This window comes from Mycolicibacterium sp. HS_4_1 (assembly GCF_054515875.1).
Map to the genome: position 1 here is coordinate 2,528,416 of NZ_CM137261.1, position 16,188 is coordinate 2,544,603.

The following is a 16,188-nucleotide window of genomic DNA, read 5'->3' on the forward strand; positions in this document are numbered from 1 at the left end:
CGGAACCAAGAGGTCTAGCGTGACGTTGGTTGGATAGCGGGTCCATGGTGGATTCGCAGCAAGTCTCAGGAGAGACCATGGCTACGGCGGAAGGCTATTTGCGCCGACTCACCCGGCGGCTTACCGAGGACCTCGAACAGAGTGATGTCCAGGAGCTGAACGACGAGGCCCTCAACACCGGTGCCATGCGGGCGGCGGACTGTACGCGCGGACAAGAAGTGACGATGGTGGGCACATTGCGATGTGTCGAGACCAACGGCAAAGGTTGTTCGGGCGGCGTACGGGCCGAGCTGTTCGATGGCACCGACACGGTCACGTTGGTCTGGTTGGGTCAGCGGCGCATTCCGGGTATCGAATCCGGCCGGACCCTGCGGGTCCACGGCCGGCTGGGCAACTTGGACAGCGGGGCCAAAGCGATCTACAACCCGCATTACGAGATTCAGAAGTGACATTCCCCGACAAGGGGACCGCGGACAACGAGCAGGCCGAAGCGCAGAGCGCGGCCGACGCTGAAACCGTCGCTGAAGCCCAGCAGGACGACAGCGACGCCAAGCTGACAGCGCACGTCCTGCTCGAGCAGATGGGCGGCCTCAGCGGCCTCATCTATTCGTCCCTGCCGGTCCTCGTCTTCGTCCCCGTATCCAGCTTCTTCGGGCTGACCGCCGCGATCTATGCGGCGCTCGGTGTGGCCGGCCTCGTCCTGGTCTGGCGGCTGGCGCGCCGCGAATCGGTGCAGCCGGCGGTGTCGGGCTTCATCGGCGTCGGGATCAGCGCGCTGATCGCCTACCTGATCGGCGCCTCGAAAGGCTATTTCCTGCTTGGCATCTGGTCGTCGCTGATCTATGCCGGGGCGTTCGCGATCTCGATCCTGGTCCGGCGCCCGCTGGTCGGGTACGGCTGGAGCTGGGTCACCGGGCACGACCGCAGCTGGCGTGACGTTCGGCGTGCCGTGCTGGCGTTCGACATCGCCACGGCGGTCTGGGTGCTGGTGTTCGGGGCGCGCTTCCTGGTCCAGAACCACCTGTACGGGCAGGACCAGACCGGCCTGCTCGGCGTGGCCCGGATCGCCATGGGCTGGCCGCTCACCGCGGTGGCGGCGCTGGCGTCCTACCTGGCCATCCGCACCGCTCAGCACGCCCTCCGCGACGCCGAGCACCACCCGGAGCAGGCCGTCACCGAGGACTAACTCGGGTTCAGCACCTGGTTGCGCAGCTCCTGCTCGACCTCGGCAACGGCGACGAACAGCAGTTCGTCGCCGCCCTCGAGCGGCTCGTCGGATTCGGGCACGATCACGCGCGGGCCGCGCAGGATGGTCACCAAGGTGGCATCGCGCGGCAGCTGCAGCCGCTTGACCGCCTTGCCACCCCACGGCGTGTCGTCGGGCAGCGTGATCTCGACCAGGTTGGCCTGGCCCTTGCGGAAACTCATCAGGCGCACCAGGTCGCCCACCGACACGGCTTCTTCGACAAGTGACGCCAGCATGCGCGGCGTGGACACCGCGACGTCGACGCCCCAGCTGTCGTCGAACAGCCACTCGTTGCGCGGGTCGTTGACGCGGGCGACGACGCGGGGGACCGCGAACTCGGTCTTGGCCAGCAGGCTGACCACCACGTTGGCCTTGTCGTCGCCGGTGGCGGCGATGACGACGTCGAATTCGTGCAGTTTGACGGACTCGAGCAGCGACAGCTCGCAGGCGTCGCCCAGACGCCACTGCGCCGCCGGCACGGCGTCGACGTCGATATGGTCCGGATTGCGCTCCAGCAGCGTCACCTCGTGGTGATCGACCAGTTCCCGCGCGATGGAGCGGCCGACGGCGCCGGCGCCCGCGATTGCGACCTTCATGTGCGCTCCCTAGTGGCTTTCGACGTCGTCGCCGGGCGGCAGTGCTGCGATGGCGATGGCCTCGGCGACGCGGCCCGACACCGCGGCCATGTACACCTGATCGCCGGCCTGGATGACGGTCTTGGCGTCCGGCAGCACGCCGCTGCCGAACCGGATGAGGAATGCGACGCGGCCGCCGGTCGCGCCTTCCAGCGCGGTGACGCGGTAGCCGACCCAGTCCTCGTGGAGGGACAGTTCGGTGACGCCGACGTTGCCCGACGGATCCCGCCACTTGGTGGTCTCGGTCTCGCGGGTCAGCAGATTCAGCAATCGATCGGTGGTCCACGGGACCGTCGCGATCGTGGGGATGCCCAGCCGCTCGTACACCGCGGCGCGCTTGGCGTCGTAGATGCGCGCGACGACGCGCTGCACGCCGAAGGTCTCGCGTGCCACCCGGGCGGAAATGATGTTCGAGTTGTCGCCGGAGGACACGGCGGCGAACGCGCCGGCCTCTTCGATTCCCGCCCGTTCCAGGACGTCGCGGTCAAAACCCATGCCCAGCACGCGTTCTCCGGGGAATTCGGGGGACAGCCGGTGGAAGGCGGTCCTGTCCCGGTCGATCACGGCGACTTCGTGGCCGATGCGGGCCAATCCGTCTGCCAGCGATGCGCCAACCCGGCCGCAGCCCATCACGACTACTCGCACCAGCCGATCCTTTCTGGGCCGGGAACCGGCCTCGAAGCGAATATCTTGCCTCTGCTCGTCCGAACGCTACAACCAATGACCCCGGGCCGTACCCTTGGCTCCGTGTCAAAGCTTTCGACCGCTACGCGACGGTTGGTGATCGGCCGACCCTTCCGAAGCGACAAGCTCGCCCACACGTTGCTGCCCAAACGTATCGCCCTGCCGGTGTTCGCGTCGGATGCGCTGTCGTCGGTGGCCTACGCGCCGGAAGAAATCTTCCTGGTGCTGTCGGTCGCCGGTCTGTCGGCCTATTCGATGGCGCCGTGGATCGGTCTCGCGGTGGCCGGGGTCATGCTTATCGTCATCGCCAGTTATCGGCAGAACGTGCACGCCTATCCGTCCGGTGGCGGCGACTATGAGGTGGTCACCACGAACCTCGGGCACACCGCCGGGCTGACGGTGGCCAGCGCGCTGTTGGTCGACTACGTGCTGACGGTCGCGGTGTCGACGGCGTCGGCGATGTCCAACATCGGGTCGGCGGTGCCGTTCATCGCCCAGAACAAGGTGCTGTTCTCGGTGCTGGCGATCCTGATCCTGGCGTCGCTCAACCTGCGCGGCATCCGGGAGTCGGGTACCGCGTTCGCGATTCCCACCTACGCCTTCATGATCGGTATGTACATCATGTTGGCCTGGGGATTCATCCAGATTTTCGTGCTCGGTAACCCGCTGCGGGCCGAATCGGCCGGCTTCACTCTGAAGTCCGAGCACGGCGACGTGATGGGTTTCGCGATGGTGTTCCTGCTGGCCCGGGCGTTCTCGTCGGGTTGTGCCGCCCTTACTGGTGTGGAAGCGATCAGTAACGGCGTGCCGGCCTTCCAGAAGCCCAAGTCGCGCAACGCGGCAACGACGCTGCTGCTGCTCGGCGCCATCGCGGTGTCGCTGTTCATGGGCATCATCGTGCTGGCCGAGAAGATCGGTCTGAAGATGGCCGACAACGTGGACCAATTGGTGGGTGCGCCGGGCGATTACCACCAGAAGACCGTCGTCACGCAGCTGGCCGAAGCCATCTTCAAAGGCTTCCCGGTCGGCCTGTACGCCATCGCCGGGGTGACGGGCCTCATTCTGGTGCTCGCCGCCAACACCGCGTTCAACGGGTTCCCGGTGCTGGGCTCGATCCTCGCGCAGGACCGCTATCTGCCCCGCCAGCTGCACACCCGCGGTGACCGGCTGGCGTTCTCCAACGGCATCCTGTTTCTCGCATTCGCCGCCGTTGCCTTCGTGGTGGCGTTCAACGCCGAGGTCACGGCGCTGATTCAGCTGTACATCGTCGGTGTGTTCGTGTCGTTCACCCTCAGCCAGATCGGCATGGTGCGGCACTGGAACCGGTTGCTGCGCACCGAAACCGACGGCTCGGAGCGGCGCCGTATGCAGCGCGCGCGGATCGTCAACACCATCGGCTTCCTGTGCACCGGCACCGTGCTGCTGGTGGTCATCGTGACGAAGTTCCTGGCCGGCGCCTGGATCGCGATCCTGGCGATGAGCTTGCTGTTCGTCCTGATGAAAGCGATCCACAAGCACTACGACACCGTCGCCCAGGAATTGCGTACCGAATCCGGGCCGGACGAGGATGTCGTGCTGCCCAGCCGCAACCACGCCGTGGTGCTGGTGTCCAATCTGCACCTCCCGACGTTGCGGGCCCTGGCCTACGCCCGGGCCACCCGCCCGGATGTCCTGGAAGCGATCACCGTCAGCGTCGACGACGCCGAGACGCGTGAGCTGGTGCACAAATGGGAAGACAGCGATGTCTCGGTCCCGCTGAAGGTCATCGCCTCGCCTTACCGCGAGATCACCAGGCCCATCCTCGATTACGTCAAGCGCATCACCGCCGAGTCGAAGCGCACCGTCGTGACGGTGTTCATCCCGGAGTACGTGGTGGGCCACTGGTGGGAGCACATCTTGCACAACCAGAGTGCGCTGCGGCTCAAGGGCCGGCTGCTGTTCATCCCGAACGTGATGGTGACTTCCGTGCCGTGGCAGCTGAATTCGTCGGAGCGCGTCAAGGTGACCATGGCCCCGGGCTCGGCGCCCGGCGATACCCGGCGGGGCATCATCGAGTGACCGACCATATCTCGTCGCTTCGTTCGCTGGTGACACTGACGGTCGGCCCCCCGGCCAACGGTGGCAGCTGCGTGGCGCGCCACGACGGCCGCGTGATCTTCGTCCGCCACGCGCTGCCCGGCGAGGTGGTGCGCGCCGAGGTGACGTCCGAGCGGGGGGCGTACTGGCACGCCGATGCACTGGAGGTGCTCGAAGCGTCGCCCGACCGGGTGCAGTCGTTGTGCCCGATCGCGGGGTCCGAGGGGTCCGGTTGCTGCGACCTGGCTTTCGTCGATCCCGCCGCGGCGCGACGGCTCAAGGGCGAGGTGGTGGCCAATCAGCTGGCCCGCCTCGGTGGCTACGAGGCGGGTGATCTCGAGGCTGCGGAGGTCGGCACCGTCGGCGCGACGGGGTGGCGCACCCGGGTGCGTCTGGAGGTCGGTACGGATGGCCGCGCCGGATTCCACCGGTACCACAGCGACGAGTTGGTGACCGATCTGTCGTGCGCTCAGGTGCCGCCGGGGATGCTGGACGATCTGCCGCTGCAACCGCCCGGTTCCCACCTGCACGTGGTGCTCGACGACACCGGACACCGGCACGTCGTGCGGTCCGGTCCGCGGGGTGGCAAGAAGAACAAACCCGGCATGACCGAAGTGGTCTCGGGCGAGTACGAAGCCGTGCAGCGGGTCGGCGACCGGGAATGGCGCGTGCCGGTGACGGCGTTCTGGCAGTCCCATCGCGACGCCGCCACCACCTACAGCGCGCTGGTCGCCGACTGGGCCGAGCTCTCCGAGGGGCAGACGGCGTGGGATTTGTACGGCGGCGCAGGCGTTTTCGCCGCGGCGCTGGCCGGCTCGGTGGGGGAGTCCGGAAAGGTGCTGACGGTCGACACCTCGCGCGGATCGGCGCGCGCGGCCCGGGCCGCGTTGCGGGATCTGGGTTGCGTCGAGGTGGTGACCGATTCGGTGCGCCGGGCACTGGGCACGCAGCGGGTGGCGGCCGACGTCGCCGTGCTGGACCCGCCGCGCACCGGCGCCGGACACGAGGTGATCGATCAGCTGGCCGCCGCAGGCGTGCCGCGGGTGATCCACATCGGTTGTGAGGCAGCATCTTTCGCCCGGGACATCGGTCTGTACCGCGGTCACGGCTACCGGGTGACCAACCTCCGCGTCTTCGACTCGTTCCCACTGACGCACCACGTCGAGTGCGTCGCGCTGCTGACCCGGTAAGTTTGCGCCCAGGTGTGCCGGGAAGCCTGGTCGGCGCCGTCCGACGCTGCCCAGGAGATTCCCAATGAACAACCGCAATACGCGCCGGCGGCTGCTGACGCGTGGCAGCTGGCCCGAAGCCCAGCGTTTCACCGAGATCCTGCGCAAGGAGACCGTCGGCGGCATCCTGCTGTTGCTGGCCGCCGGTACGGCGCTGGTGTGGGCGAATTCGCCTGCCGCGCACAGCTATCACGCGCTGTCCGAATTCGCGTTCGGCCCCGAGTCGTGGCACCTGCGGCTCAGCTTGTCGGAGTGGGCGGCCGACGGCCTGCTGGCGATTTTCTTCTTCGTTGTCGGCGTCGAACTCAAACGTGAATTCGTGGCCGGCGACCTGCGTGACCCGGCGCGTGCCGCGCTACCCATCGCCGCGGCCGTCGGTGGCATGCTGGCGCCCGCCGCCATTTTCGTCGGCCTGAACCTGGCATTGGGGCACCCCGAGAATCTGGACGGCTGGGCGGTGCCGATCGCGACGGATATCGCGTTCGCCCTCGCGGTCCTCGCGGTGATCTCGACGCATCTGCCGACCGCGCTGCGCACGTTCCTGTTGACCCTTGCGGTGGTCGACGACCTGCTGGCCATCATCGTCATCGCCTGCTTCTACACCGACCACCTCAACCCGGTGGCGTTGGCGCTGGCCGTCGTTCCCGGCGGGCTGTTCGTCGCGGCCGTGCAGCGCGGCATCCGGCACTGGTGGCTGCTGTTACCGCTGGCGGTGGCGACCTGGGCGCTGGTGCACGCGAGCGGCATCCACGCCACGGTGGCCGGCGTGCTGCTCGGGTTCGGGGTACCCGTGCTGGGCAAGCATGCGTCGGCCGAGACGTTCGAGCACGCGCTGCGGCCATTGTCGGCCGGGGTGGCCGTGCCGGTGTTCGCGTTCTTCGCCGCGGGCGTGAGTGTCGGCGGTTGGTCGGGTCTCATCGACGCGATGGGTCATCCGGTGACCGCCGGTGTGCTGCTCGGGCTGGTGTTCGGCAAGGCCATCGGTGTGTTCAGCACCACATTCCTGATCGCGCGGTTCACCGGTGCCGAACTCGACGACGGCCTGGGCTGGCTCGACGTCGCGGGCGTGGCGCTGCTGGCCGGGATCGGCTTCACGGTCTCGCTGCTGATCGGTGAGCTGGCGTTCGGTACCGGCACGGCCGCCAGCGCTGATGCCAAGATCGGCGTGCTCACCGGTTCGGTCATCGCGGGGATGCTGGCGGCGGTGGTGCTGCTGTCCCGCAACGCCGCATACCGCCGCATCCACGAGCGCGAGACCGCCGACGACGACGGCGACGGTGTGCCGGACATCTATCAGCCTTGACCGGCTCTACCCGGTACGCGTGCGTAGACTGTCGGAATGCTTGAACAGGTCCGCGGCCCAGCTGATCTGGCGCACCTGTCGCAGCCTCAGCTGACCGAACTTGCCGCCGAGATCAGGGAATTCCTGGTGCACAAGGTGGCCGCCACCGGCGGGCATCTCGGGCCCAACCTAGGCGTCGTGGAGCTGACGCTGGCCCTGCACCGCGTCTTCGACTCTCCGCACGACCCGATCATCTTCGACACCGGCCACCAGGCCTACGTGCACAAGATGCTGACCGGCCGGTGCCCCGACTTCGAGACCCTGCGCATGAAGGGCGGGCTGTCCGGCTATCCGTCACGCGCCGAGAGCGAACACGACTGGGTCGAGTCCAGCCACGCCAGCACCGCGCTGTCCTACGCCGACGGCCTGGCCAAGGCCTTCGAGCTCTCCGGCTACCGCAACCGGCACGTCGTCGCCGTCGTCGGTGACGGTGCGCTCACCGGCGGCATGTGCTGGGAGGCGCTCAACAACATCGCCGCCGCCAACCGGCCCATCGTCATCGTCGTCAACGACAACGGCCGCAGCTATGCGCCGACCATCGGTGGCCTGGCCGACCACTTCGCCGCCCTGCGCCTGCAGCCCGGCTACGAGAAGGCGCTCGAGCGCGGCAAGAACGCGCTGCGCGGCGTGCCCGTCGTCGGCGAGTTCTGTTACCAGTGCGTGCACAGCATCAAGGCCGGCATCAAGGACGCGCTGGCACCGCAGGCGCTGTTCACCGATCTGGGGCTCAAGTACGTCGGGCCCATCGACGGCCATGACGAGCACGCCGTCGAGGCGGCCCTGCGGCACGCCCGCGGGTTCAACGCGCCGGTGATCGTGCACGTCGTCACCCGCAAGGGCATGGGGTATTCGCATGCGGAGAACGACGAAGCCGAGCAGATGCACTCGACCGGCATCATCGACCCGCACACTGGCCGCTCCACCGCTGAGTCGGTGCTCGGCTGGACGTCGGTGTTCTCCGAGGAGCTCATCAAGCAAGCCGCCAAGCGGCGTGACATCGTCGCGATCACGGCGGCCATGCCAGGCCCGACGGGACTGTCCGCATTCCGGCAGCGTTTCCCCGACCGGTTCTTCGACGTCGGTATCGCCGAGCAGCACGCGATGACGTCGGCCGCCGGCCTGGCCATGGGCGGTATGCACCCCGTCGTCGCCATCTACTCGACATTCCTGAACCGGGCGTTCGACCAGATCATGATGGACGTGGCGCTGCACAAGCTGCCCGTCACCATGGTGCTCGACCGCGCCGGTGTCACCGGCAACGACGGCGCCAGCCACAACGGCGTGTGGGACATGTCGATGCTCGGCATCGTGCCCGGCATGCAGGTCGCGGCTCCGCGCGACGCCGCCCGGCTGCGTGAGGAACTCGGCGAGGCCCTGGCCGTCGCCGATGGCCCGACCGCTGTTCGGTTCCCGAAAGGTGCTGTCGGCGACGACATCCCGGCGGTTCGCCGCCAGCACGGTGTCGACATCCTGACCGAGCCCGCCGACGGCCTGTCCGACGACGTGCTGCTCGTCGCGGTCGGCGCGTTCGCGCGGATGGCGCTCGTGGTGGCCGACCGGCTGCGCAAACAGGGCATCGGCGTGACGGTGGTCGATCCCCGCTGGGTGCTGCCGGTCCCGGCGGTCATCGCCGACCTGGCCCGGGCACACAAACTCGTTGTCACGCTTGAGGACAACGGTGTCGCCGGTGGCATCGGATCCGCGGTGTCGGCGTCGCTGCGCCACGCCGAGATCGACGTCCCGTGCCGCGATGTCGGTGTGCCGCAGGAGTTCCAGGAGCACGCCACCCGCAGCGAGGTTTTGGTGTCGCTCGGGCTGACCGATCAGGACATCGCGCGCCAGGTCACCGGCTGGGTCGCCGCCCTCGGCACCTCGGTCGAGATCACTTCCCAATAACCAAACCTCCCGCGAGCGAACCTCGCGCGACCGTGCATGTCTGTACGCTCAAACACGGTGTGTCGCGTGCACTTTGAGGCCGCTCGCGGACGACGAGGGGGACGTTTATGGGGGACGGTGTGCGGATCAGTCCGGCGGTGCCGATCCTGCGAATGTTCGATGTCGAGGCCACTATCGGCTTCTATTGCGACTACCTGGGTTTCACCAAGGACTGGGAGCACCGCTTCGAACCCGGCTTCCCGCTGTACGTGCAGGTGAGCCGGTCCGAGATGACCTTGCACCTGTCCGAGCACTACGGCGACGGCAGCCCGAACACGGCGCTGTGGATTCCGGTCGACGACGTGGTGGCCTTCCAGGCTGAGCTGATCGCCAAGGAGCACGGCTACTCGCGCCCCGGTATCGAGGACGACGGGCCAGGTGGTCCGACGATGACGATCACCGACCCGTCGGGCAACCTCCTGCGGTTCGCGCAGCCGTCCTAGCCCGAGGCCGAGGCCGCTAGTCCTCGGCCTCGCGATCGACCCTGCCCCTGATCTCCGCGTACGCCGCGGCGAGGGCGGTGATCTTGTCCACCGACGACGACGCGGGCGCAGGCGTCGCATCAACGCCGTACAGCTTGGCGGCCAGGCGACCCCGGACGTCGTCACGCTTTTCGGCCAGCTCTGCCCGTGTGCGGTCATCGCGCAGTGACCGGTCGATCTCCTCGGCCTTGTCGGCACACGTGCGCAGGTCAGCGACCCGCTGTCGCGACTGGCCTTCCAGTTGCCGCGCCTTCGTCCGGGCGTCGTCCAGCATCGACAGGTCGTCCGAGTCGGGATCGGCGAGGTCGCTGAGCTCCTTCATCAGACCGTTGAGTTCTCGTGTGGCTCGGCAGTTTTCGCGGATGGTCGCCAGGTCACCGGTGAAGTCCAGGTCCTGCGGATCGCCGAGCCAGCCTCCTGTCGCGGCTTCGGACCGCCTGATCCGATCGATGGCGGCCTGGGCCCCGTCGAGCATCTCGATGCCGTGGGCTCCGAACTCCTCAGTGAGCCGGGCACGTTCGATTTCCTGCGGTGACGGTTCGTGCGTCGGTGCAGACCTGGTGCGGCCACCGATCACCAGCTGAGTGATCAGCAGACCGATGGCACATACGCCCAGAGCGGGCACGAGGGCGATGCCCTCCGTCGCGATTCCGACCACGATCACCACAACAGCCGACACGAGCCAGGCCTTGGTCATCACGGAGATAGGGCTGCGAGAGGGGCGGCCGGCTTTCCGATCTGTCTCGTCTGTCTCGGACGTGAAGGCCGCCCCGAATGCGGCGCCTCCGACGATCATGATGACGGCGAGGATGACTGTCACGACCACGAGCGGTAGGAGGAGCCGAATCATCCCGATGTCCTTCACTGATTGATGCTGTCAATGGTAGTTCGGCGGGCCGACATGCCTGGTCGGTGCTGCGTAGAGCGTCACGACGTCGGCGCGCATAGGCTCACCCCATGCACGACGAACTCGAAGCCTGGAAGTCGGCCGGCCAGTATTTCGACTATCTCGGATTCGACATCTTCTATCGGCTCGGCGGCCTGGAACTCGGCAGCGGTCCGGTACTGCTGCTCATCCACGGCTACCCGTTCAATTCCTGGGACTGGTCGCTGATCTGGCCGACGCTCGCAGAGAAGTTCACCCTCGTCGCGCCGGACATGATCGGCATGGGGTTCTCCGCCAAACCGTCGGCGTACCGGTATTCGGTGCACGACCACGCCGACATGCACGAGGCGCTGCTGGCGCATCTCGGGGCCGCCTCCATCCACATCTTGGCCCACGACCTGGGGGACTCGGTCGGGCAGGAGCTCTTGGCCCGCAACCAGTTTGGTGATCAGGCCTACGGCACACAGAACATCGAGTCGGTCACCTGGCTCAACGGCGGGCTGTTCGTCGAGTCCTACACGCCGCGGCTGTTGCAGAAGGCGATGTCGCAAACTCCGTTGGGCGACATCATGCGTCCGTTGCAGGGCAGCCCGTTGTCGCGGCGCCTGGCCGACCCGACCATCAACGAGATGTTCGGCGTCAACACGAAACCGTCGAAGGAGCTGATGGACAAGTTCCACCAAATCCTCGACTACAACGACGGCAAGAAGGTGATGCACCAGGTCGGCCGGTTCATAAACGACCGCTACACGCACCGCAACCGGTGGGTGCGCGCGATGCGGGAGACGACGATCCCGATGCGGCTCATCGACGGCCCGTCCGACCCGAACTCCGGTGCCCACATGGCGGCCAGGTACCGCGAGGTCATCCCGAACCCGGACGTGGTGATGCTGCGCGACGACATCGCGCACTGGCCGCAGATCGAGGCGCCCGACGCGGTGCTCGAGCACTTCCTGGAGTTCGTCACGCCCTACCTGTAGCGGCCGTTCGGGGCCCGCTGATCTCGATACCCGGGCCGGGTTACCAGGATGCGCCCCAGCATGACGGGGTGCCGGTGATCGGCACCCAGTGATCGGTCGAGGCTGCGCCGGCGGGGCAACCCACTCGCTTTTGTAGTTCCCCGGTTCAGGATCAACGCTGAACGGAGATGGATCCGCGTTGAGCCTGAATTGGCTGCGCTACCTACTCGCACTTTTGCGCCCGGAGTGCAGGATCAACGTGGGGGGTGGACTGACCCTGCGTCGGCGGCGACCCTCCGCGCTGCGGACGTGCATGTCCTGAGTACTCAACTCAACGCGGCAGTCAGCACGGGGCCACACAGCTCCCGCTGCCACGGACGGGCGCCGGCCGCGGCCAGGAATTCGTCGACCGTGGCGGCGACATCAGGCACCGGCTGCCAATCCCAGCACAGTCGGCGCACGGTCTCCGGTGTCAGTAGGTTTTCCGTTGGTATCGAAACCTGTTCCGACAGTTCGGAAAGCCCGGCGCGGCACTTTTCCAGCCGCTCGAACGCCTCGGGCTTGCGGCGCGCCCACCGGGCGGGTGGCGGCAGCCCGTTGTTCGGCTCGGATGCCGGGGGTTCGGCTTCCCGGGCCCGGGCCAACGCGTCGAGCCACACCTGCGCACCGCGCTTCTGCCGCGAACCGCCGAAAATCGGCAGTGCTGTGAGCTTTTCGATGGTGTCGGGGTTGGCGACGGCGGCGGAGACGATCGCCGCGTCGGGCAGGATGCGGCCGGGCGCGATGTCTCGCCGCTGCGCGATCAGATCGCGCGTCTGCCACAGCTCCCGCACGGCGGCCAGCGCCTGGCCGTTGCGCACCTTGTGGATGCCCGACGTCCGCCGCCAGCGGTCACGCCGGGTCGGGCTGGGCTCGACGGTCCGCATGTGCTCGAATTCCTGTGCGGCCCAGTGACTTTTGCCCTGCGACTCCAGTTCGGCGGCCACCGCGGCACGCAACTCCAGCAGCACCTCGACGTCCAGTGCCGCGTAGTTCAGCCAGTCCGCGGGCAGCGGGCGCTTGGACCAGTCGGCGGCGCCGTGGCCCTTTTTCAGCCCCAGCCCTAACAACCGCTGCACCATTGCCGCCAGGTTCACCCGGTCATAGCCGGCGAGCCGCCCGCCCAACTCGGTGTCGTACAGCGACGGCGGCGTCATCCCCAGTTCGGCCAGGCACGGCAGGTCCTGGTCGGCCGCGTGCAGGATCCACTCGTCGGAATTCACGACGTCGGCTACCGGCGCCAGCGCCTTCAGCGGGTCGATGCCGTGGCTGACGGGGTCGATCAACACCGTGCCGGCACCGGCGCGGCGAATCTGGATCAGGTAGGCCCGGTTGGAATAGCGGAAGCCGGAGGCCCGCTCGGCGTCGATCGCGAACGCGCCGTGCCCGGATGCCAAAAGCTCACCGGCACGGGCGATGTCGCTCGCATAGATGGCAACGGCGGGCACGCCGTCGGCGGGTGCCAGTAGGGGAGTGACGTCGGGATCGTCGTCAGACGTCTCGACCGGATCAGAATCAGTCATGCGGTCACGCGCGGGTGCGCGAACCCAGATCGGTCACGCCGGCAGGCGGCAGTCCGGCGGCGTGCTCGAGCACCTCACAGAACGCCTGCACGTGCGGTCCCAACTCCAGCGACGTCGCGGTCCACGACGCGCGCAGCTCGAGCTGGTGGGCCCGCGGCGGCCCGGAGATGTCGCCGTAGCGGACCGACGTCGTCGCGGTGACGGTGCCGCCCAGTGCGGTGACGCCGTCGGCGTGTGACTCGAGCGCGTCCACCAGCCAGCTCCACGCCACCTCGGGCAGCAGTGGGTCGACGGCCTCGGTGGAGTCCAGGTCGGCCTGGATGTACGCGACGAGACGCATGGTGCCGTCCCAGGCTTCAGCGCCGTCGGGATCGTGCAGCAGGATCAGACGTCCGAAGGCGTCGCCCTCCGAGCTCTCCGGTACGACGGAGGCGTCGGGGTGACGCACCTCGGCGCCCAGCGCGTAGCTGAAGGGGGCCAGTCGCTGCGGTGGACGGATCGGGCCGAGTTCGATCTCCTGGCGCACGGTGGCGGCGTTCATTGCCGCAACAGCAGTGCGGAACTGGGCCGGCTCGGCGGAGGTCACATTCTGGGACGCTAGCCCGATCCGGGCGGTCGCGTAAGCAGGCGCGCCGATAGCCCGACATTTGGCTGCCCGACAGGGTATAAGCGAGCGTTCCGGACATGGCAGCATTAGCAGTGATGAGCACCCGTCGTGAACTGCCGCATTCGCCCTATTTGGCTGCCGCCAATGGCCGCACCCCGGACCGGACCCCGGTGTGGATGATGCGGCAGGCCGGCCGGTCCCTGCCGGAGTACCGCGCTCTGCGCGCCACCCACACCATGCTCTCGGCGTGTTTCAATCCCGAGCTGGTCTGCGAGATCACCATGCAGCCGGTACGCCGTCACGGTGTCGACGCCGCGATCTTGTTCTCGGACATCGTGGTGCCGCTGAAGGCCGCGGGCATCGATCTGGACATCGTGCCCGACGTCGGGCCGGTGATCGCCCACCCGATCCGTACGCCGGACGACGTCGAAGGCATCAAGCCGCTTGAGCCCCATCAGGTGGCCCCGGTGGCCGAGGCGATCGGCCTGCTCGCCAAGGAACTGGGCGACGTGCCGCTGATCGGTTTCGCCGGCGCGCCGTTCACGCTGGCCTCGTATCTGGTGGAGGGCGGCCCGAGCCGCAATCACGAGAAGACCAAGGCCATGATGCTCGGCGAGTCCGCGACGTGGCATGACCTCATGGAAAAGCTGACCGATCTCACGATCGAGTTCCTGCGCGCCCAGCTGGCCGCCGGGGTCGATGCGATCCAGCTCTTCGACTCCTGGGCCGGTACCCTGTCGCTCGCGGACTACCGCGACTACGTGCTGCCGCACAGCTCCCGCATCTTCGCCTCGCTGAAAGACGAAGGCGTCCCGATGACGCACTTCGGCGTCGGCACCGCCGAGCTGCTCGGCGCCATGGGGGAGGCCGGCGCGACGGTCGTCGGTGTCGATTGGCGCACCAATCTCGTCGACGCCGCGCGCCGGGTCGGACCGGGCAAGGCGCTGCAGGGCAATCTCGATCCGGTGGTTCTGCTGGCCGGCTGGCGTGTGGTCGACGACGCCGTCCGTCAGGTTGTCGCCGACGGTCGCCGGGCCGTCGCGGCCGGCGCGGCCGGGCACATCTTCAACCTGGGTCACGGTGTGCTGCCGGCCACCGATCCCGGCGTGGTCACCGAAGCGGTGGCACTGGCGCACTCGCTGTGAGTCTGTAGATGAGTATGACGTATTGCGTTGTCGGCGGCGGCATCTCGGGTCTCGTCGCGGCGTACCGGCTGCGCCAGGATGACCCGTTGGCGCGCATCACCGTCTTCGATCCGGCGGATCGGCTGGGCGGTGTGCTCCGCACCGAACGGCTCGCCGGGCAGAGCCTGGACGTGGGCGCCGAGGCCTTTGTGGCCCGTCGGCCCGAGGTGGCGTCGCTGCTGAAAGAACTGGGCCTGCGGCAGATCGGCACCACCGGCGTCCGCCCGCTGATCTGCAGCGGTGGCCGCCTCCACCCGATGCCCGAGGGCACGATGCAGGGCATTCCGGGACCAGGCGCGAACCTGCGCGGCCTGGTCGACGACGCGACGCTGGCGCAGATCGCGAGCGAGCCGACGCGACCGCTGCACTGGCAGCTCGACGCCGACCCGACCGTCGCGCAACTGGTCGGTGACCGCTTCGGCGCCCAAGTGGTGACGCGGTCGGTCGACCCGCTGCTGGCGGGCGTCTACGCCGGTTCGGCCAAGACCATCGGGATCCGTTCAGCCGTCCCGGCGCTGGCCGCCGCGCTGGATCGCGGCGCCCCGAGCCTGACTGCGGCGGTCGCCTCGGTGCTCGCTTCCGCGCCTCCCACGAGCGCGTCGGTGTTCGGCGCCGTCGACGGCGGTTACGCCGTCCTGGTGGACGAACTGGTCCGGCGTACCGGAGCTCAGTGGGCGCAGGTGGGCATCGAAGGGCTGGCCCCGGGCCGGGGCGAGCGGAGCGACGGGAGAAACCTGGCTCGCGGCTGGCAGCTACGTGACGACGAGGGCAAGATCTGGTCGGCCGACGCGGTCGTACTGGCCGTTCCGGCGCCACGGGTGGCCACGCTGCTCGCCGACATCGCACCGGGCAGCGCGGCCATGGCTCGGTTGATTCCGGTGGCCTCCGCCGCGGTGGTGGCGCTGGCGCTGCCGGGCGGAACCCCGCTGCCGCAGCAGTCCGGTGTCCTGATGGCGGCGGGAGAAGCCTTGCACGCCAAGGCGATCACCCTGACCTCCAGGAAATGGGGACGCGGCGGCAACGTGGAGCTGCTGCGGTTGTCGTTCGGCCGGTTCGGCGATGACCTCGCGCGCAATGTCGGCGACGATCGGCTGCTGGCCTGGTCCCTGGAGGACCTGCGGACGCTGTTCGGTATCACCGCCGAGCCGGTGGACTACCTGGTGCAGCGCTGGATCGACGCCATGCCGCAGTACGGGCCGGGCCATCTCGAACTGGTCGAGGAGCTGCGGGCCGGACTGCCCTCGGGGCTGGCCGTGGCCGGCGGTTATCTGGACGGCATCGGGGTGCCGGCCTGCGTCGCGTCGGCAACCCGGGCGGCCACGGAGCTAGTGGTTCGTGGTGACGTTCAGGGATAGGGCACG

The 16,188-nt window shown here is 68.2% G+C and carries 15 protein-coding genes; 10 read left to right on the top strand and 5 right to left on the bottom strand.

Annotation, left to right across the window (positions count from 1 at the left end):
- Positions 1-77: 77 nt before the first annotated feature.
- Both ACX12F_RS12065 and ACX12F_RS12070 read left to right on the top strand, forming a co-directional pair.
- Positions 78-449 (top strand): OB-fold nucleic acid binding domain-containing protein, encoded by a 372-nt coding sequence (locus ACX12F_RS12065; protein WP_138230190.1) that lies wholly within the window; start codon positions 78-80, stop codon positions 447-449.
- On the top strand, positions 446-1,186 hold the full coding sequence (locus tag ACX12F_RS12070) for a DUF3159 domain-containing protein (RefSeq protein WP_459369774.1): 741 nt from the start codon (positions 446-448) through the stop codon (positions 1,184-1,186). Before ACX12F_RS12065 ends, ACX12F_RS12070 begins: the two co-directional genes overlap by 4 nt.
- Here ACX12F_RS12070 and ACX12F_RS12075 read toward each other — a convergent pair.
- Together ACX12F_RS12075 and ACX12F_RS12080 are read right to left on the bottom strand one after the other, a co-directional pair.
- Positions 1,183-1,842 carry a potassium channel family protein gene (locus ACX12F_RS12075; protein WP_043393866.1) on the bottom strand — a complete coding sequence of 220 codons (660 nt, stop codon included), beginning with the start codon at positions 1,840-1,842 and terminating at the stop codon, positions 1,183-1,185. The genes ACX12F_RS12070 and ACX12F_RS12075 overlap by 4 nt on opposite strands.
- A gap of 9 nt (positions 1,843-1,851) precedes the next feature.
- On the bottom strand, positions 1,852-2,526 hold the full coding sequence (locus ACX12F_RS12080; RefSeq protein ID WP_459369775.1) for a potassium channel family protein: 675 nt from the start codon (positions 2,524-2,526) through the stop codon (positions 1,852-1,854).
- Between the two features lie 102 nt (positions 2,527-2,628).
- Between ACX12F_RS12080 and ACX12F_RS12085 the strand changes: the two genes are divergently transcribed.
- From ACX12F_RS12085 to ACX12F_RS12105, 5 genes are all read left to right on the top strand, one after another.
- Positions 2,629-4,623: an APC family permease gene (locus ACX12F_RS12085; protein WP_459369776.1), complete on the top strand. Its 1,995-nt coding sequence runs from the start codon at positions 2,629-2,631 to the stop codon at positions 4,621-4,623.
- Complete coding sequence (locus tag ACX12F_RS12090; protein ID WP_459369777.1) at positions 4,620-5,831, top strand: class I SAM-dependent RNA methyltransferase; 1,212 nt, start codon at positions 4,620-4,622, stop codon at positions 5,829-5,831. Before ACX12F_RS12085 ends, ACX12F_RS12090 begins: the two co-directional genes overlap by 4 nt.
- A gap of 64 nt (positions 5,832-5,895) precedes the next feature.
- Positions 5,896-7,173 (top strand): Na+/H+ antiporter NhaA, encoded by a 1,278-nt coding sequence (gene nhaA, locus ACX12F_RS12095; RefSeq protein WP_459369778.1) that lies wholly within the window; start codon positions 5,896-5,898, stop codon positions 7,171-7,173.
- Positions 7,174-7,209: 36 nt separating this feature from the next.
- Positions 7,210-9,108 carry a 1-deoxy-D-xylulose-5-phosphate synthase gene (gene dxs / locus ACX12F_RS12100; protein ID WP_459369779.1) on the top strand — a complete coding sequence of 633 codons (1,899 nt, stop codon included), beginning with the start codon at positions 7,210-7,212 and terminating at the stop codon, positions 9,106-9,108.
- A 107-nt stretch (positions 9,109-9,215) separates the two neighbouring features.
- A complete protein-coding gene (locus ACX12F_RS12105; RefSeq protein ID WP_459369780.1) occupies positions 9,216-9,590 on the top strand; it encodes a glyoxalase superfamily protein in 375 nt (124 codons plus the stop codon).
- Positions 9,591-9,606: 16 nt separating this feature from the next.
- On the opposite strand, the gene ACX12F_RS12110 is transcribed toward ACX12F_RS12105, so the two are convergent.
- Positions 9,607-10,479, bottom strand: coding sequence for a hypothetical protein (locus tag ACX12F_RS12110; protein ID WP_459369781.1), 873 nt, complete (start codon positions 10,477-10,479; stop codon positions 9,607-9,609).
- Positions 10,480-10,586: 107 nt separating this feature from the next.
- On the opposite strand from ACX12F_RS12110, the gene ACX12F_RS12115 reads away from it, so the two are divergent.
- Positions 10,587-11,495, top strand: a complete 909-nt coding sequence (locus ACX12F_RS12115) for an alpha/beta fold hydrolase (RefSeq protein WP_459369782.1) — start codon at positions 10,587-10,589, stop codon at positions 11,493-11,495.
- A gap of 305 nt (positions 11,496-11,800) precedes the next feature.
- Here the strand turns inward: ACX12F_RS12115 and ACX12F_RS12120 are convergent, their stop codons facing one another.
- Positions 11,801-13,036: an HRDC domain-containing protein gene (locus ACX12F_RS12120; protein WP_459369783.1), complete on the bottom strand. Its 1,236-nt coding sequence runs from the start codon at positions 13,034-13,036 to the stop codon at positions 11,801-11,803.
- 4 nt (positions 13,037-13,040) lie between these two features.
- Entirely contained in the window at positions 13,041-13,577 is a 537-nt protein-coding gene (locus ACX12F_RS12125) for a DUF3000 domain-containing protein (protein ID WP_208103798.1), read from the bottom strand.
- A gap of 161 nt (positions 13,578-13,738) precedes the next feature.
- Between ACX12F_RS12125 and hemE the strand changes: the two genes are divergently transcribed.
- Both hemE and ACX12F_RS12135 read left to right on the top strand, forming a co-directional pair.
- Positions 13,739-14,788 carry a uroporphyrinogen decarboxylase gene (gene hemE / locus ACX12F_RS12130; protein WP_459369784.1) on the top strand — a complete coding sequence of 350 codons (1,050 nt, stop codon included), beginning with the start codon at positions 13,739-13,741 and terminating at the stop codon, positions 14,786-14,788.
- An 8-nt stretch (positions 14,789-14,796) separates the two neighbouring features.
- Positions 14,797-16,182 (top strand): protoporphyrinogen oxidase, encoded by a 1,386-nt coding sequence (locus ACX12F_RS12135; RefSeq protein WP_459369785.1) that lies wholly within the window; start codon positions 14,797-14,799, stop codon positions 16,180-16,182.
- Positions 16,183-16,188 lie beyond the last annotated feature (6 nt).